The 16,485-nt window shown below is 64.6% G+C and carries 15 protein-coding genes, 1 tRNA gene and 1 other RNA gene; 4 read left to right on the forward strand and 13 right to left on the reverse strand.

The features are described 5' to 3' along the window. Positions 1-84: 84 nt before the first annotated feature. The 6 genes from E4P29_RS10645 to E4P29_RS10670 form a co-directional block, all read right to left on the reverse strand. Positions 85-2,478: a helicase-associated domain-containing protein gene (locus E4P29_RS10645; RefSeq protein WP_135044470.1), complete on the reverse strand. Its 2,394-nt coding sequence runs from the start codon at positions 2,476-2,478 to the stop codon at positions 85-87. A 53-nt stretch (positions 2,479-2,531) separates the two neighbouring features. Continuing rightward, a complete protein-coding gene (locus E4P29_RS10650; RefSeq protein WP_135044472.1) occupies positions 2,532-3,107 on the reverse strand; it encodes an HhH-GPD-type base excision DNA repair protein in 576 nt (191 codons plus the stop codon). Between the two features lie 37 nt (positions 3,108-3,144). Further along, a complete protein-coding gene (locus E4P29_RS10655; protein ID WP_045841454.1) occupies positions 3,145-3,948 on the reverse strand; it encodes a transglutaminase family protein in 804 nt (267 codons plus the stop codon). Between the two features lie 37 nt (positions 3,949-3,985). Continuing rightward, positions 3,986-4,639 carry a phosphate signaling complex protein PhoU gene (gene phoU, locus E4P29_RS10660; protein WP_027494559.1) on the reverse strand — a complete coding sequence of 218 codons (654 nt, stop codon included), beginning with the start codon at positions 4,637-4,639 and terminating at the stop codon, positions 3,986-3,988. 218 nt (positions 4,640-4,857) lie between these two features. After that, positions 4,858-6,102, reverse strand: a complete 1,245-nt coding sequence (locus tag E4P29_RS10665) for a lipase family protein (RefSeq protein WP_245154279.1) — start codon at positions 6,100-6,102, stop codon at positions 4,858-4,860. Positions 6,103-6,275: 173 nt separating this feature from the next. After that, entirely contained in the window at positions 6,276-6,947 is a 672-nt protein-coding gene (locus tag E4P29_RS10670; RefSeq protein WP_135044475.1) for a TetR/AcrR family transcriptional regulator, read from the reverse strand. A 105-nt stretch (positions 6,948-7,052) separates the two neighbouring features. Here E4P29_RS10670 and E4P29_RS10675 point away from each other — a divergent pair, with 105 nt between their 5' ends. Then, complete coding sequence (locus E4P29_RS10675; RefSeq protein ID WP_032364593.1) at positions 7,053-8,570, forward strand: DHA2 family efflux MFS transporter permease subunit; 1,518 nt, start codon at positions 7,053-7,055, stop codon at positions 8,568-8,570. Positions 8,571-8,624: 54 nt separating this feature from the next. Here E4P29_RS10675 and E4P29_RS10680 read toward each other — a convergent pair whose 3' ends face one another. Together E4P29_RS10680 and ffs are read right to left on the reverse strand one after the other, a co-directional pair. Then, on the reverse strand, positions 8,625-9,911 hold the full coding sequence (locus E4P29_RS10680; protein WP_135044477.1) for an aminotransferase class I/II-fold pyridoxal phosphate-dependent enzyme: 1,287 nt from the start codon (positions 9,909-9,911) through the stop codon (positions 8,625-8,627). 54 nt (positions 9,912-9,965) lie between these two features. Continuing rightward, positions 9,966-10,060: signal recognition particle sRNA small type (ffs, locus tag E4P29_RS10685), an RNA gene on the reverse strand. Between the two features lie 95 nt (positions 10,061-10,155). Between ffs and E4P29_RS10690 the strand changes: the two genes are divergently transcribed. Further along, positions 10,156-10,243, forward strand: a tRNA-Ser gene (locus E4P29_RS10690). Positions 10,244-10,506: 263 nt separating this feature from the next. Here the strand turns inward: E4P29_RS10690 and E4P29_RS10695 are convergent. Together E4P29_RS10695 and E4P29_RS10700 are read right to left on the reverse strand one after the other, a co-directional pair. After that, positions 10,507-11,253: a 3-hydroxybutyrate dehydrogenase gene (locus E4P29_RS10695; RefSeq protein WP_135044479.1), complete on the reverse strand. Its 747-nt coding sequence runs from the start codon at positions 11,251-11,253 to the stop codon at positions 10,507-10,509. Further along, complete coding sequence (locus E4P29_RS10700; protein ID WP_135044481.1) at positions 11,250-12,665, reverse strand: MFS transporter; 1,416 nt, start codon at positions 12,663-12,665, stop codon at positions 11,250-11,252. The genes E4P29_RS10695 and E4P29_RS10700 overlap by 4 nt, the downstream gene beginning before the upstream one ends. Positions 12,666-12,804: 139 nt before the next feature. Here E4P29_RS10700 and E4P29_RS10705 point away from each other — a divergent pair, with 139 nt between their 5' ends. Both E4P29_RS10705 and E4P29_RS10710 read left to right on the forward strand, forming a co-directional pair. Next, the gene (locus E4P29_RS10705; protein WP_135044483.1) at positions 12,805-13,713 is read left to right on the forward strand and encodes a LysR family transcriptional regulator; all 909 of its coding nucleotides are present in this window, start codon (positions 12,805-12,807) and stop codon (positions 13,711-13,713) included. A gap of 37 nt (positions 13,714-13,750) precedes the next feature. Next, positions 13,751-14,473: a hypothetical protein gene (locus E4P29_RS10710; protein ID WP_135044485.1), complete on the forward strand. Its 723-nt coding sequence runs from the start codon at positions 13,751-13,753 to the stop codon at positions 14,471-14,473. A gap of 13 nt (positions 14,474-14,486) precedes the next feature. On the opposite strand, the gene E4P29_RS10715 is transcribed toward E4P29_RS10710, so the two are convergent. The 3 genes from E4P29_RS10715 to arr are packed head-to-tail and all read right to left on the reverse strand — an operon-like array spanning position 14,487 to position 16,469. After that, positions 14,487-15,104, reverse strand: coding sequence for a dihydrofolate reductase family protein (locus E4P29_RS10715; RefSeq protein WP_135044487.1), 618 nt, complete (start codon positions 15,102-15,104; stop codon positions 14,487-14,489). Between the two features lie 33 nt (positions 15,105-15,137). Continuing rightward, a complete protein-coding gene (locus E4P29_RS10720; RefSeq protein ID WP_135044489.1) occupies positions 15,138-16,004 on the reverse strand; it encodes an alpha/beta hydrolase in 867 nt (288 codons plus the stop codon). A 36-nt stretch (positions 16,005-16,040) separates the two neighbouring features. Continuing rightward, positions 16,041-16,469, reverse strand: coding sequence for an NAD(+)--rifampin ADP-ribosyltransferase (gene arr / locus E4P29_RS10725; protein WP_135044916.1), 429 nt, complete (start codon positions 16,467-16,469; stop codon positions 16,041-16,043). Positions 16,470-16,485 lie beyond the last annotated feature (16 nt).

Below are 16,485 nucleotides of genomic sequence, written 5' to 3' on the forward strand. Positions count from 1 at the left end.
GTCGGTGTGCGCGATGGAACCAATGGTTCAGTCGCATCGCGCGTCGGTGTGCGCGAGGAACCCACGGCACGGTTGCATCGCGCATCAATGTGGACCGGCGGACACCGCTCTGATGTTCATGATCGCGAAGCTTTCCCGGGTGCCGGTGGACGTCGACAGCGCGAGTAGCCAGTTGCCGTCCTGCAGCGCGTCCGAGATCGAGTGCCGCACGATTGCGCCTTTGGAGTTCTGATAGTCGATCGAGACGGGTGCGCCGCGTGCTGCGGCGTCGGTCAGCGCATCGAGCTCCCGTGGCAGCAGTCTGCTGTGCCGGCTGAGTGCGGATCGCACCCGTGCGTCGTCGACGGAGCCGGGGTCACCTGTCTGCAGCAGCCGTGCCAGCTCGCGTGAACCGCGTCGACGTGGTGCTGCGGGTGCGCTCGGGTGCGGGGTGCGAGTGGTGTTGACGCGAACCCTGGTCGCGCTGTCGAGCTCGAGCCGGCCGGTGTCGGAATGTCGCACCGGCGAGTATCCGTGCCTGCGAAGCACCGCGAGAGTGTCGATGGGTGTGGCCGAACTGATCAGGACTGTTGGCGCAAGCCGCTGGAACTTCAGCACCGCCAGTGCCTCGTCCGTCTCGATGTTCGTCAGGAGTACGACGTCCTCGGAGACGATGGCGCACGGGATCTTGCGCACGGCCAGTGCGCCGTAGGTGCGCCAACAGTCTCGGATCGTGTAGGCCAGGGCTTGGGGAACGTCGGTGTCGGCCATCTCGGCGAGGGCGTCGATCAACTCATCCCCGGTGCCACCGGTGTCGAAGAAGCTGCGGATCGTCGCCGGGGTGAATCGCCAGACCGACGCCACTTCCCGCGACTCGGGTTGCGCGGCCGCACCGAGTATCGACGCCACCTCGGTGCTCGGCGGCCCGGTGACCACTGCGGTCGAATCGGGCAGCAGGCGCACCGAGAACGGCACCCAGTCGGCCAGGTCCTGTAGCTGCGTTGCCAGCGCGGAGGCGATCTGGCGCGGATCGCCGTCTCGGCCCACCCGGAAGTCCGTCAGGGTGGTGCACAGATCGGTCGGTGCGCCGTCGACCAGAACTCCGAGGCGGGTGGCCTCGGCCCAGAGTGCGCGCACGTGGCCGGGCCCTGCGCTCGTCGAGACGACCGGGATATGCCACTCGAGGTAGCGGGCGAATTCGTCGGGATCGGACAGCACCGGCGCCGGGCTGTCGGATTCGTCGAGGCGCAGAAGAGCGGTCAAGGCAGTCGAGCGCACGTCTGCGGCTGCGGGATCGTCGAGCATCTTCTTGAGTACCGGCGCGGTCTTCTGGGAGGATCGCGGCACCCGGTGGGTAGGCGTGAAGGGCGAGCACCACCACGCGGCCAGCAATGCTGCCGCCTGCTCGGATCGCGAACTCGTCGACCATGTTTCGTAGGTCGAGGTCAATGCGACGCCGGTCTTTCCCCGGTCGGCGAGCAACCCGGCTTCGCGCGCCAGCATCAGCATCAGCGCGGTGTGGTGCTCGTCGGCGAATCCCAGCCGAGTGGTCAGCGAGCGCAGCTCTTTGGCGCTGAGGCCACCGGTCTTCATCATTGCCAGGCCATCGGTGTCGATTGCCGTCAACAGTGCCTGCGTATGCTCGCAGAACTGGAGCAAGGCGATGGAGCGCGCTCGCCGCGAGTCATTCTGCGACAGAACACGAGTGGCGAATTCCGGCGGCCTGAGATCGATGGGCAATCGCCACCCGTCTCCTCGCAGCGCGATGCTCACTTCCAACGGCATCTCGACGCGATGCCCGTCCAATCGATACAGCAGTCCGCGCTCGAAGGCGGCCGCACCCGCGGTCGGCGGCACGTCGAAGATCAACGACGCCGGTTGCCCATCGACGAAGCGAGACAACATTTCTCGCATCTCGGGCGGGCCGTCGTCGAACAAGGCTCGGATCCGTTCGGGGGTCATCGCGGCCGCGACGGCGTCGGCGCGTTCGGCTCGATCGAGCGAGGAGCCGACTCCGAGGCGGGTCAGTAAAGCAAGTCGGTCCTGCTCGACGGCGGAGTGCAAGAACAACTTTCGCTGCCTACGGGCAAGCCCGAATGGGTGCGAGAACACGCCGGACAGATCGACGGGGCGGTACTCGACCGCGTCCGAGCCCTCTGCCGTGTGCGGCCAGATCAGGCCGTAGGCCATCAGCGTGTTCAGGGCCGTATCGATATGCGCCGTCTCGTTCGAGATTCCCTCGCCCGTCCAGTGGCCGATCTCGGCGCGGCTGAGATCCTCCATGAGCGCGAACAACTCGAGCAGGTCGAGCGCACCCCTGTCGAGTTTTCGAGGAAGTGCCGCCACCCGCCAGGGCGAACCGAGGAGTTGCGCGAGCAACCCGAACGAGCGGGGTGGCGGGTCGGTCGCCACGTCCGGTCGATGTCGCAGCAGATCCGTCAGTGCGTCCTCGTCGAGCGAGGCCAGCCACCCCTCGTACGTCCCGATCTTCTCGGTCATCTCGTCCCCCCGGTGCAAGTTCTGCCACAACGTACCGATGGGCACCGACAGACTTATTTGTTCTTGGCTGCCGCTTTCGCTGCCTTCTTGAATTCGCGTACCTCGAGCAGGGACTTCTCGTCGACGACATCGGCGATGGATCGACGTGCACCCTCGTCGCCGTACGCTCCGGCGGCCTTTCGCCACCCGTCGGGCGTCACGCCCATCTGCTTGCCGAGCAGCGCGAGGAAGATGCGCGCCTTCTGATCTCCGTATCCCGGGAGCGCTTTGAGACGCTTCAGCACTTCGGCTCCGTTGGGATCGTCGCGCGTCCAGATTTCCTGCGGCTTGCCGTCGTAGTTCTCGACCAGAAATGCGGCGAGTCCCTGGATGCGCTTGGCCATCGAGCCGGGGAAACGATGCACGGCCGGGGTCTGCGCACACACTGCGGCGAAGTCGTCCGGGTCGGCGTCGGCGACGGTGTCGACCTTCAGATCACCGAGGCGGTCGACGAGCTTCTTCGGTCCGGCGAAGGCGGATTCCATCGGTACCTGCTGATCGAGAAGCATGCCGATCAGCAGCGCGAACGGATCCTCGGCGAGCAGTGCATCGGCCTCCGGATCGCCGACGAGGTTCAAAGTGCGAGACATGGCCCCGATCCTGCCATGTCCGGCAGAAGCGACCGGGTCAGGTGATGGACACCAATTGCGTGATGTCGTCGAAGGGCAGCGGCCCGTCCACGACGGCTCCGACGACGGCGCTGTTGAGGATGATCGATCCGCCGTGATTGTCGAGGAAAGCGGTGTCGGCTGCGTCGCGTCCGGTTGCGATGCGCACCAGGGTCGATCGCGGCGCGAGGCAGGTGGCGTCGACCACTCGCCATTGTCCTTCGACGAAGGCTTCGGCGACGGCGTGGAAGTCCATCGGATCGCAGCCCGGCGCGTACACGGCCACGAGTCGAGCGGGCACGTTGACTGCGCGGAGCAGTGCGACGACGAGGTGGGTGTAGTCGCGGCATACTCCGGCACCGGCGAGGAGGGTGTCGACGGCGCCGTCGATGGGGTCGCTGCTGCCGGGAACGTAGCTCAGCCGGGCTCCGACCCAGGACGACACCTCGGCGAGCAGCTTCTCCGACGGCGGGTACGAGCCGAATTCCGTTGCTGCGAAACCGAAGAACTTGTCTGCCTCGGCGTAGCGACTCGGCCGCAGATACAGCGACAGGTCGTAATCGGACACCGGTGCCGGGTCGGTGTTGCCGTAGATCGTCGCGGAGTACGACGCTTCGAGCTTGCCGACGTCGGCGTGCAGCTTGTGGATGCGGGTGCCGTGCGCGCCGCTGATCTCTTGCGCCTCGACGGGCTGGCCGTCGAGTGTGAACGAGAGTGCTTCCCACACTTCGGTTCCTGGATGCGGCGCGATCGCGATCTGGAACTCGAGGGTGCTGGCCTCGGTCACATCGACATCGAGGTACGCGGAGACGTCACGTTTCATCGTGCCGATCCTGCCATCTCCGAGCGGTTCTCGCAGACTAAGACTCGTCGGTGGGGCGAGCTCCGGTCACCAGGAAGATGACCCGTTTCGCGACCTCGACGGTGTGGTCGGAATACCGCTCGTAGAAGCGGCCGAGCAATGTGATGTCGACGGCGGCCGGTACACCGTGCGGCCAGTCGGGCGCCGAGGTCAACATGAACAGGCTGCGGTGCAGTGCGTCCATCTCCTCGTCCTGCGTTCGCAGACTCGCGGCGAGTTCGGCGTCCCGCGTCTCGAGCACTCGTTGGGTTGCCTCGGCTTGAGCGATGGCAACCCGACCCATCTCGGTGAACACGCCCTCGACCTCGGGCGGCAGCACGTGTGCGGGGTGACGGCGGCGGGCCAGCTCGGCGATGTGCACCGCAAGTCCACCCATGCGCTGGAGGTCGGCCACGATGTTGATCCCGGATACGACACGGCGCAGATCGTGGGCAACCGGTGACTGTCGAGCGAGGAACGCGAAGGCCTCGTGTTCCCATTCGACGGCAAGAGTGTCGATCTCTTCGCGGTATTCGATCGTCTGCTCGGCGAGCACGATGTCGGCGGTCAGCAGGGCGCGCGTGGCATCAGCCATGGCTCGCTCCGCGATTCTCGACATTTCGGACAGCTCCGACGCCAACGTGTCGAGCGCCTCCGTGTAACTGTCCCGCATGTTCACTCACCCCAACCGCTCGACAGCCCGACCTCAGGGCATTGCAGGGCAGTACCCTGCTGCGCATCCTTCTACACCCTCACACCGCTGTGGGCTCGTTGGAGAACTCGAGGGTGTGACGTCGGTCATGCCTGCCGCGACGGTCGATGGTCCACATGCGGGAAACGCCGAACGGCCCGCGCTCGGTGAACGCGGGCCGTTGGATCATCGGTTGCCGATCAGCAGTTCGACGGGGCGGGCACTCCGTAGAAGCGATCCTTGATCCAGCTCTGAGCTTCGCCGAGACCGAGGATGTCCGGAATCAGATGCCCGGCACCGGAACCCGGCACGATAGCCGGGACCTGCGCGGAACTGAGCTGCACTGTTGAACCCTTGCCGCACCAGTCGCCTGCCAGTTCGACGGCCTGACCGTGGGGCACGATGTCGTCGGAGGTTCCGGACTGAATCAGTACCGGGGCATTCGGCGTACGCTCACCGATCTTGTTCTTGGCCAGGATTTCCTGGGCGACGGGCAACCTGTCCAGCACTACCGACAGCGGCTCGCCGGTCTTGGTGTACTCGTTGGTTCGGTGCAGCCCGACGTTCAGAATCGTCTCTCCGACACACTGATTCGCGACCAGATTCAGCATGGCCTTGCCTGCGTCGTTGATGTTCTCGTCGACGATCGGCTGCAGACCGGGGTCGGAATTGAGCAGGCCGTTGAGGGTGTAGCCGATCACGCCGGTGAGGATGGTGCCGTCGACCTGTTCGAGGGTCGCCTTCAGGTCCGCCGGCGGTGCTCCCGCGTAGGTTCCGACCAGGTCGAGTTCCGGAGCGTATTCACCGGCGATCTCGGCCGCCGCTGCGGCAGCTCCGCCGCCCTGCGAGTAGCCGTAGGCCGCAACCGGGCCGTCGCCCGAGATCTTGGTGCCCGGCAGCTGCTGAGCTGCGCGGGCCGCGTCGAGCACGGCGTGAGCCTCGGACGCGCGGTTGACGTAGGTGTGCGCGCCCGGCGTGCCGAGACCCTCGTAATCGGTGATCACGACGCCATAGCCCTGGGAGAGAAGCGAATACGCGGCCAGTACCTCGTACTCGACCATGAATCCGAGTGGCGGGGTGTAGGTGATGACGTTGTTGAGCATCTTGGACGGTGCGCACTGATCGCCCTGCCCCTGTGTTCCCGGTGCCAACACGACGAGCGGGCGCGGCCCCGGACCGGTCCACGGCGCGGACGGGTCGATGTAGGTACCCGTGACGGCATTGGCGTCGTCGTTGGAATCGTTGCTGCGGTACATGATTCGGGTCGCTTCACCCGGCAGGGTACCGCCGATTCCGGGCACCGACAGCGCGAGATGCGAAGGCTCGGAACGAATCACGTCGCCCGCCGCGCCCGCGGGTAGCGGGCTCGGCGGTATGTAGAAGTCCGATTCGACGGTCGAACCCGTCGACGGTGCCGCCGACACGGCCGGCGCAGTCACCCCCATGAACACTGCCATCACTGCTACGGCCGAACCGAAGACACGCGTCGAACGCAAATCGAACCCCCAACGTCTGAACACCTGCTGCCAGGTGTGCGCTACCCCGCGTAGCACTTACCGTGACGCACCTTACGTGACGGCGCACACAACGTACAGAGTGAAGTTGGAGAATTCACCAGTCAGCGGCGGCGACCGTGCATTGCCGCTTTGGCAGTATCCACTTCGTCGTCGGTGAAGGGACGGCCCGGAAGCTTCGATCGGGGTACCGAATCACCGCGGAGGCCGTCGAGCAGCACCGTGAAGTATCGACGCCAGTTCGCAGGATCGACATGACTGGAGAATTCGACGGTCGAGCCGATCATCCCCAGCACCGGATAGAAGTCGGTGACGGCCACATCGGGACGCAGCTGACCGGATTCGAGAGCGCGAGCGACGATTTTCGCGAAGAACGGATCGATCCGTTGACGCACCTCCGCGATTCCACGGCAGCCTTCGTCCGATCCGAGCACCACGTCGCCGAGGCCGCGGTCGGAGGCCATCTGCTCGCACACGTCGGAGAGGAAACTCACCAACCCGTCCCACGGGTCGTCGGTGTCGAGGGCGCGTTCGGCGCTGGCGAGCATGCCCTCGAGACGCTGTTCGAAGACGCCGTCGATCAATTCTTCTTTACAGGAGAAGCGCCGGTAGACGGTGCCGACACCCACCTTGGCGTGCGCGGCGACGTCGTCGAGCGTGATGTCGATACCGCGGGAAGCGAACAGCTCGCGAGCCGCGTCCACGATGCGGCGTCGGTTGCGTTCGGCATCTGCCCGTAGGGGCTTCGATGCCGCTGTGTCCGCTCTCACACTCATTCGATGTCCGTTTCACCCGATAAGCGGAGGACATTCCTCCACTTAGCTGCTACCTTTGCCCTACAACCGGAGGATACACCTCCGCATAGTCGAACCGAGGACACCATGACCACCCTTTCATCGGAGAACGTGGACGGCGCAACGTCGACCACGACGCCGGCGGACGAGCGTGCGCACCGGAATCGCTGGTTGATTCTCGCCACTCTCGGACTGGCCCAGCTCATGGTCGTGCTCGACGCGACCATCGTGAACATCGCACTTCCCGCCGCCCAGCTCGATCTGGGCTTCGACAACGCCGACCGCTCCTGGGTCGTCACCGCCTACGCACTCGCGTTCGGCAGCCTGTTGCTCCTCGGTGGACGCCTGAGCGACCTCTTCGGTCGACGTAATACCTTCCTCATCGGCCTCGTCGGCTTCGCGCTGATGTCGGCAGTGGGCGGCGCGGCCGTCAACTTCGGCATGCTCGTCGCGGCCCGCGCCGGTCAGGGCGTCTTCGGTGCACTGCTGGCACCCGCGGCTCTGTCGCTGCTGGCCACCACGTTCACCGACACCAAGGAACGCGCCAAGGCATTCGGCATCTTCGGTGCCATCGCCGGCGGCGGCGGCGCACTGGGTCTACTACTCGGCGGCATGCTCACCGAGTGGGCCAACTGGCGCTGGAGCCTGTACGTCAACCTGATCTTCGCTGCGCTCGCCTTCGTCGGGGCCTTCCTGTTCCTGGCCAAGCACAAGGTCGACGTCCGACCCAAGCTCGACATCCCCGGAACGATCGCCGTCTCCGCTGCGCTGTTCTCGATCGTTTACGGCTTCGCCCACGCCGAGTCCGACGGCTGGAGCAACCCCGTCACCCTCGGCTTCCTTGCGGCAGGTGTCGTTCTTCTTGCCGTCTTCGTGACCATCCAGAATCGCGTCGAACACCCTCTGCTGCCGCTGCGTATCGTTCTGGACCGCACCCGGGCCGGATCCTTCCTCGCGGTGTTCGTCACCGGCGCAGGCATGTTCGCGGTGTTCCTGTTCCTGACCTACTACCTGCAGAGCACGCTGAAGTACACCCCGATCACCACCGGGTTCGCGTTCATGCCGATGATCGCGTCGCTGATCCTCACCGCGACACTGTCGACGGCACTGATCCTCCCCCGGTTCGGACCGCGGATCCTCATGACGACCGGCCTGGTCGTCGCGTCGATCGGAATGGGACTGCTCACCCAGATCGATCTGGACAGTAGCTACGTCACGCACATCCTGCCCGGCCTGATCATCATGGGTCTCGGACTCGGTGCCACCATGGCACCGGCCATGCAGGGCGCAATCTCGGGCGTCGCTCCGGACGACTCCGGCGTCGCGTCAGCAACGGTGAACACGATGCAGCAGGTGGGCGGCTCGATCGGTACCGCACTGCTGAGCACCGTGGCAGCCAACGCCGCGACCAGCTATGTCAGCTCCAACATGGCGACGGCAACCGATGCGGCTCTGCTGCAGGCCAACGCCGAAATCGCGAGCTACACGACCACCTTCTGGTGGGCGTCGGGCATCTTCCTACTGGGCGCGGTGCTCTCGGCCACGCTCCTGAAGAAGGGGCCGTTGCCCTCCGCTCCCGAGGGTGCGGTCGTCGTCGGGCATTAGTGCGCTACGCGCAGTGGTGTGGTTATGCGCCCCCTGAGGCACATAACCACACCACTAGCCTTCGAGCAGCTTCTCCGTCGCGGCCAGCAGAACGCAGGTCGCGACGCCGTCCATCGACTTCTCCAGCTCACCGAGCGACGGGAAGCTCGGGGCGAGGCGAATGTTCTTGTCTTCCGGATCTTTTCCGTACGGGAAGGCCGAGCCGGCGGCCGTCAGAGCGATTCCGGCGTCCTTGGCCAGCGCGATCGACCGCGCAGCCGTGCCTTCGAGCACGTCGAGACTGATGAAGTAGCCGCCCTTCGGCTCGGTCCACGACGCGATCTTCGACGCGCCGAGCCGATCCTCGAGGATCTGCTGCACCAGCGCGAACTTGGGCTTCAGAATCTCGCGATGCTTGGCCATATGAGCCCGCACCCCCTCTGCGTCACCGAAGAACCGCAGGTGCCGCAGCTGATTGAGCTTGTCCGGGCCGATGCTCTTCTTACCGAGGTGCTTCTGATACCAGGCGAGGTTCTCCTCGGAACTGCCGAAGAAGCTGACGCCCGCACCGGCGAAGGTGACCTTCGACGTCGACGCGAACACGAACGCACGGTTGGGGAAGCCTGCCTCGGCCGCCATGCCGATGACGTCGTAGGACGGCGCGAACTCGTCGGTCAACGGATGCACCGCGTAGGCGTTGTCCCAGAACAGGCGGAAATCAGGCGCAGCAGTGGGCATGGTGGCCAGCGCGCGAACGACTTCCTCCGAGTAGACGGCTCCGGTGGGGTTTGCGTAGTTCGGCACCACCCACATGCCCTTGATCTGCGGATCCGACGCCACCAAGTTGGCGATCTCGTGCACGTCCGGTCCGTCGGGACCCATCGGCACCGGAATCATCTCGATGCCGAAGCTCTCGGTGATCGCGAAGTGACGGTCGTAGCCGGGGGCCGGGCACAGGAAGCGAACGTTCGGCTCCGCCGACCAGGGACGCGGCGAATCCGACAGACCGTGCAGCAGAGCCCAGACCACGAGGTCCTGCATTATTTCGAGGCTCGCATTGTTGCCGGCCAACAAGTTCTTCACCGGGATGCCGAGCAACTCGCCGAAAATGGCACGCAGTTCCGGCAGACCCGCAAGGCCACCGTAGTTGCGGCAATCGGTGCCGTTGCCGTCCTTGTAGTCCGCGCCGGGGAGGGTCAACAGATCGGCAGCGAGATCGAGCTGCTCGGGCGACGGCTTGCCGCGGGTGAGATCCAGCTTCAGATTCTCGGCCTTGAGCTGCGTGTACTTCGCGCTCTGCCGCTCGTGCTCGGAGGCGAGCTCCTCATGGTTCATCAGACCCAACTGGGTTTGCGCTGGCATGCGGAGCGGCCTCTCGGTGACTGGGTTCCCTGGACAGTGTCTACGTCACTGAAATAAAGGGGACCCCGCGCACCCGGCAGAGCCCATTGACCCTTGCTGCCTTCCGGCCCTGGGGGAGTTCACAGGATGCGCGCCGCGCGGGATCCGTTAGGAAGTGTAGCCGCCTCCCGTCGAGCAACGCATCACCACCCTTCGCGCCTCCCGATTTGGGAGATGATGGGGGTAACCGGGTAAGCTCCCCCACGGAGGATTCGCCTAGTGGCCTATGGCGCTCGCCTGGAACGCGGGTTGGGTTAACGCCCTCAGGGGTTCAAATCCCCTATCCTCCGCCAGAGAAGCCCCCGTGACCTGTCACGGGGGCTTCTTGCTGCTCATTGATGTTGCCATTCGCCCGCCGGCCCAATCGCCCGCTCCGGTTCGCGCCCACCCGTCTCCGGATCAATGGGCGTTCGAGTCCGTCTGAGTGCAACAAAGCCGCATTCATTCGGTGGGGTGCGGCGACCCGATCCGGATGAATGCGACTTTGTTGCAATCTGAGCGACTGAAACCCACATTGATCCCAAAGTGGGGGCGCAGCAGACGGGCGGCACCGAACCTAACGAGCCGACCAACCACCATCCATGGTGTACGACGCCCCGGTCACCATGCCCGCATGTTCGGAGCTCAACCACCCCACCAGTGAGGCGACTTCGGCGGGTTCGACGAGTCTCTTGATGGCCGCCTCGGTCAGCAGTACTTTCTCGAGTACTTCGTCTTCGGGGATGTCGTGCGCCTTGGCCTGATCGGCGATCTGTTTTTCGACCAGCGGTGTGCGGACGTATCCCGGGTTGACGCAGTTGCTCGTCACGCCATGCGCGGCACCTTCGAGGGCCGTCACTTTCGACAGTCCTTCGAGTGCGTGTTTGGCGGTGACGTAAGCGACCTTGAATTCCGAGGCCCGCAGTCCGTGCACCGACGACAGATTGATGACCCGGCCGAACCGGCGGGCATACATCCCAGGCAGCGCCGCACGAATCAACAGAAACGGGGCCTCGACCATCAGAGTCTGTATTCGACGGAACGCGCCGGGGTCGAAGTCGACGATCGGTGCGACGGTTTGGATGCCGGCATTGTTGACCAGGATGTCGACGTCCAACCGAAGGTCGTCCAGTGCTGCGGTGTCGAGCAGATCGACCGACCACACCTCGCCTTCGAGCTCGGCTGCCAATTCCTTTGCGGCAACGTCGTTCACATCGGCGATGGTGACGCGGGCACCGCGGCCGGCGAGCTCACGCGCGCACGCGGCCCCGATGCCGGACGCTCCCCCGGTGACGAGGGCGGAGCGTCCGGTCAGGTCGGTCACCGCTTCACAGTCTGATCGAGCAGGCCGGCCTTGGCCAGTTCGGCCTCGGTGGCCAGGTTCTTGGCGTCGGCGATGTCGATGCTTTCGAGCGCCAATCCCTTTGTCTCCCTGGCTACGATGACGGCGACCACGGTGATCGTGCAGGCCACGGCCAGGTACACCGCGATCGGGACGGACGAGCCGTAGATGTCGAGCAGCTTCACCGCGATGATCGGGGCCAGCGAGCCGGCGACGATCGAGGTGACCTGATAACCCAGGGACACACCGGAATACCGCATCCGCGTCGGGAACATCTCGGCCATGATGGCCGGCTGCGTGGCGTACATGAAGGCGTGGAACATCAGGCCGATGATGATGGCCAGCAGGATGACGACGTTGTGGCCGCTGTTCATCATCGGGAAGGCGAAGAAGCCCCATGTTGCCGCGGTGAGGGCACCGGCGAAGTAGACCGGACGGCGACCGATGCGGTCGGCGAGCTTGCCCACCAACGGGATTGTGCAGAAGTGGACCGCGTGGGCGATGAGCATCCACCACAGGATCGTGGAGGTGTCGGTGCCGACCTCCACCTTGAGGTACGTGATGGAGAACGTGACGACGAGGTAGTACATGACGTTCTCACCGAAGCGCAGGCCCATCGCGGTGAATACGCCACGCGGGTAACGCTTCACGACCTCGAAGACGCCGTACGACGCGGCCTTGATGACCTCGGCCTGCTTGTGTGCCTCGAGGAAGATCGGGGCGTCGGAGACCTTGGTACGGATGTAGTAGCCGACGAAAACGATGACGGCAGAGAGCCAGAACGCGACGCGCCAGCCCCAGCTGAGGAATGCTTCGTCGGACAGAGTTGTCGTCAGGACGAGCAGTGCGACGGTGGCGAGGAGGTTACCGGCGGGCACACCTGCCTGCGGCCAGCTGGCCCAGAATCCGCGGCTCTTGTTCGGGCTGTGTTCTGCGACAAGGAGAACCGCGCCGCCCCATTCGCCGCCGACGGCGAAGCCCTGAATGAATCGCAGGGTGACCAACAGCGCCGGGGCCCAGTAGCCGATGGCCTCGAATGTCGGTAGGCAGCCCATGAGGAACGTGGCTCCGCCGACGAGGACGAGGCTGAACTGCAGCAGCTTCTTTCTGCCGTACTTGTCGCCGTAGTGTCCGAAGACGATGCCGCCCAGGGGTCGTGCGACGAAGCCGACGGCGTAGGTGACGAAGGCCGCGAGGATGGCGTCGAGCTCACTGGTTCCGGCCGCGAAGAAGATCTTGCTGAACACCAGTGTGGCGGCGGTTCCGTAGAGAAAGAACTCGTACCACTCGACGATGGTGCCGGCCATCGATGCTCCGACGACCTTCTTCAGGCCGGTGGGGGTGGCATCGGGGTCCGGCTCGGACCTTTCTGCCAGCGGTCGGTCGACGCTCATAGCTTCTCCTGTGTTGCTCGGCACTGCGTGCTCGTGTTTGTGACAGACCACACATGTAGCGGGGTTGGTCTGAGTATTGGTGCAGATGTTTTTCTACGCAAGAGGCATGGACGCAGGTTCGATCTGCAAAACTGCACACATGACACGCGGTGACGGGAAGGTTCCCAGTGCCGACGACCTGCTGGTCCTGCTCGCCGTCAGTCGGACCGGTCGCTACAGCTCCGCTGCCGACGACCTCGGCATCAACCACACGACCATCTCCCGACGCATCGCCGCACTCGAGGACACCCTCGGCGGACGGGTGCTCACCCGCGCCGGCGGAGGTTGGGAACTGACCCAACTGGGGCACGGCGCACTCGCCGCTGCCGAGGCCGTCGAAAATGCGCTGCAGACGCTGGTCTCGAGCGACGCAGGTGCGCTGAAAGGCGTCGTACGCATCTCGGCCACGGACGGTTTCAGTGCTTACATCGCAGCTCCTGCGGCTGCTCGCGTGCAACGCACCCACCCGCTGGTGTCGGTGGAGATCGTCGCCACCACCAGACGTGCGTCTAGGCAACGGTCCGGATTGGACATCGAGATCGTCGTCGGACAACCGCAGGTGCATCGCGCGGAGGCCATCCGGCTCGGCGATTACGTGTTGGGTCTGTACGCGTCGCAGACCTACGTCAGCGAGCACGGCACGCCGCAGGTGCCGGCCGATCTCGCCGCCCATCCGTTCATCTATTTCATCGACTCGATGCTGCACGTCGACGATCTGGATCTGGCCCCCAACTTCACTCCGACGATGCGCGAATCGGTGACGTCGACCAACGTATTCGTCCATGTCGAGGCCACACGAGCCTCGGCGGGCATCGGATTGTTGCCGTGTTTCATGGCCGACCGACACCCCGACCTGCAACGAATCCTGCCCGACGCCATCGCGGTGACCCTGACCTACTGGCTCGTCACCCGCACCGAAACTCTCAGACGACCAGAAGTGTCCGCGGTGATCGACGCGATTCGCGCGGTGGTCACCGAACAACGCTCGGCTCTGCTGGGTGAGAAATGAACGCACGGAAACTACGCCCCACTAGGAGAGTCCCCTGATGTCCGATATCGATTTCTATTTCGATCCGGTATGCCCGTTCGCGTGGATGACCAGCAAATGGGTTCGCAAGGTTCAGGCCCAACGTGACTACACCGTCGACTGGCGGTTCATCTCACTGCGCCTGCTCAACTCCCATATCGACTACGACGCCCATTTCCCACCCGAGTACGAAGCCGGCCACACCGCGGGTCTACGACTGCTACGGGCCGCTGCCTCTGTTCGTCGTGAGCATGGGTCGGACGCTGTCGGGCCGCTGTATCAGGCCCTCGGAACGCACATCTCCGACACCGCGGCGGTGCCCGACGACGCTGCGAGCCACGGACATCGCGGCACCGCGGCATTCCTGCGGCCGATCCTCGAGGAAGTCGGACTGCCCACCCATCACACTGCGGCACTGAATGATTCGACGATCGACGACGAGATCCGAGCCGAAACCGATCATGCACTGTCGCTGACCGGAAAGGACGTCGGAACTCCCATCATCGCCTTCGAGCCGCCGGACGGTGTCGCGTTCTTCGGTCCCGTGATTAGCCGGCTCCCCAGCGACGAGGAGGCAGTAGCGCTGTGGGACAACGTGATCGGTCTCGCGCGATTCCCTGGATTTGCCGAGATGAAGCGCAGCATGCGTGAGCTCCCCCAGTTGAAGGCACTCGGGGTGACGGAGGACGAGGTTGGCGTACAACAGGATTGGCACGGAGGGAGCCGACGCCAGAAGAAGTGAATTGCCCTCCGAGCTAGTCGCCCAGTACGTCGTCCATGTTGCCGACGTCCGGGGTTCCGGCGCCGAGGCCGTACCGCAGGTAGACGGTGCCCTTCCCGCCGACGGCCGGTGGCTCGAGCAAAGTCAGGTTGCTGGGCACGGTGCCGTCGGCGAAGACCTTCTTTCCGACTCCGAGAAGGATGGGGTGCACCCACAGATCGAGTCGATCGAAGAGCTTCTCGCGCAACAGGGTCTGCACCAGACCGAGGCTTCCGACCACCTTGATGTTGTCGTGTCGATCTCGGATCTCACGCACCGCCCCGGCGAAGTCCGGTCCGAGTTGAGTCGAACCGTCCCACCGCAGATAGGGTGTGCCGCGCGAGGCCACGTATTTCGGGATGGTGTTGAACAACGTTGCGAACGAATCGTGTTGGTGCGGCCAGTACGCGGCGAAGATGTCGTAGGTACGCCGCCCGAGCAGGAGTGCATCCGTGCCTTCGTATGCGGCGGCGACCTGTGCCCCCGAACCCTGGTCGAGCAGAGGAGCTTGCCAGCCACCGTAGGGGAAGTTCTCGGGGTCTTCCTCCGGGCTTCCGGGTGATTGCGCGACGAGGTCGAGGGTGGCGAACAGTTCCAACGTGATGAGGCCCATGATTGCTCCTGGTTCTGTAGGACGGAAGCTCTTTCAGTTCAATACTTTCCGTAGTGTCTCGGCAAATTCGGTCGGCTTTCCCGTCTGACCGAATTCGCCGCCGAGGAAGCCCGAGTGGCCGCCGGGAAAGACGATCGGCTCCGATCCGAGGAGCGCCGCAGTGGAATACGCTGCGCGAGCGGCGATATGACCGTCCTCGGGACCGCCGGATTCCTCGCCGACTCCGATCACGACCGTGGTGGGAGCAGCACGCACCGCGTCGACGTCGGGTTCGAAATCGACTCCGCCGCCGCGCATGTTGGACATCAGGGCGTCGTCGCGGGTTCCGTCGTCCTCGGCCGAGAGGCCGAACTGCGCCGGGTCCGGTGCCGGGCGATCGAAGAACGTGTTGTCGATGGGTCCTGCGTGCATGAGCAACGCCATGAACTGGGCCATGGCCTGGCCGCGGCCGTGAGCGTCGTATGCGGCCACCATGTTTGCGCACACGGTCGCGATGTTCTCGCCGTCCGGCAGGGTGCCTCCGGCGGGTGGTTCGTGGGCCACCAAGGTCCGAACATCGGATGGGTACTTGCTGACGAGCACCAGCGTATTGACCGCACCCCCGCTCGAGGCGAACACATCGACAGGCCCGTGGCCGACGGCGGTGAGCACTGCATGCAGGTCGTCGGCATGTTCGCCGAAGGTGACCGCGGCGGTCGTGTCGTCTCGTCGACTGCGTCCCACATTTCTCGGGTCGTACGTGACGACCACTCGGTCGCGGAAGTGCGATGCCAACGTCCCGAACCCGCTCGCATCCATCGGTGAGCCGATGAGCACCAAGGGAGTGACCCCGGTCTCGAGTTCGCCGATCACGTCGTACGTCAGGGTTGCACCGGGAACGGAAACCGTGTGTGTCGTCATGCTGTGTGGACCTGGGTCTGCGCGAAAACTCACCGGCTAGTCGTAGAGAACCGCAGTTCCCGTCTGTCGCAACTTCTCCAGACCTTCACGAAACCGGCTCAGATATTCGGGCGAATGCCCGACCCACTCGGACGTCTCTTCGACGATGCGTACCGGTTCCGCGCTGCGGTAAGAATGAGTCGGATTGCCGGGGAACTTCTTGTCCGTCACATTCGGATCGTCCTCGACGCCGCCGGTCGGCTGCACGATGTAGACCCGAGGACGCCCCTCGCCGACGGCCATCTCGGCCGCTAGCACAGCACCGTCCAGCACCTTGGTCATGTAGATGTAGTTCGAGATGTGCTCGGGACGGTAATTCGAGCGATAGCCGGGAGACAAGTAATCGCCGGCCTTCAGATCGGCCTTCGTGCCATGAAAGTAGGCACCGGACTCGTGCACGCGAAATCGCTCCGGTGTGTCGGCCATGTCTGCCATAGAAATT

Source organism: Rhodococcus sp. 1R11 (assembly GCF_004563845.1).
In the GTDB taxonomy this organism is placed as follows: domain Bacteria; phylum Actinomycetota; class Actinomycetes; order Mycobacteriales; family Mycobacteriaceae; genus Rhodococcoides.

Excerpts from the sequence above, each read along its gene's own strand:
- E4P29_RS10645 (WP_135044470.1), bottom strand. The coding sequence starts at position 2,478 with ATGACCGAGAAGATCGGGACGTACGAGGGGTGGCTGGCCTCGCTCGAC.
- E4P29_RS10650 (WP_135044472.1), bottom strand. The coding sequence starts at position 3,107 with ATGTCTCGCACTTTGAACCTCGTCGGCGATCCGGAGGCCGATGCACTG.
- E4P29_RS10655 (WP_045841454.1), bottom strand. The coding sequence starts at position 3,948 with ATGAAACGTGACGTCTCCGCGTACCTCGATGTCGATGTGACCGAGGCC.
- phoU (WP_027494559.1), bottom strand. The coding sequence starts at position 4,639 with ATGCGGGACAGTTACACGGAGGCGCTCGACACGTTGGCGTCGGAGCTG.
- E4P29_RS10665 (WP_245154279.1), bottom strand. The coding sequence starts at position 6,102 with ATGGGGGTGACTGCGCCGGCCGTGTCGGCGGCACCGTCGACGGGTTCG.
- E4P29_RS10670 (WP_135044475.1), bottom strand. The coding sequence starts at position 6,947 with ATGAGTGTGAGAGCGGACACAGCGGCATCGAAGCCCCTACGGGCAGAT.
- E4P29_RS10675 (WP_032364593.1), top strand. The coding sequence starts at position 7,053 with ATGACCACCCTTTCATCGGAGAACGTGGACGGCGCAACGTCGACCACG.
- E4P29_RS10680 (WP_135044477.1), bottom strand. The coding sequence starts at position 9,911 with ATGCCAGCGCAAACCCAGTTGGGTCTGATGAACCATGAGGAGCTCGCC.
- E4P29_RS10700 (WP_135044481.1), bottom strand. The coding sequence starts at position 12,665 with ATGAGCGTCGACCGACCGCTGGCAGAAAGGTCCGAGCCGGACCCCGAT.
- E4P29_RS10705 (WP_135044483.1), top strand. The coding sequence starts at position 12,805 with ATGACACGCGGTGACGGGAAGGTTCCCAGTGCCGACGACCTGCTGGTC.
- E4P29_RS10710 (WP_135044485.1), top strand. The coding sequence starts at position 13,751 with ATGTCCGATATCGATTTCTATTTCGATCCGGTATGCCCGTTCGCGTGG.
- E4P29_RS10715 (WP_135044487.1), bottom strand. The coding sequence starts at position 15,104 with ATGGGCCTCATCACGTTGGAACTGTTCGCCACCCTCGACCTCGTCGCG.
- E4P29_RS10720 (WP_135044489.1), bottom strand. The coding sequence starts at position 16,004 with ATGACGACACACACGGTTTCCGTTCCCGGTGCAACCCTGACGTACGAC.
- arr (WP_135044916.1), bottom strand. The coding sequence starts at position 16,469 with ATGGCCGACACACCGGAGCGATTTCGCGTGCACGAGTCCGGTGCCTAC.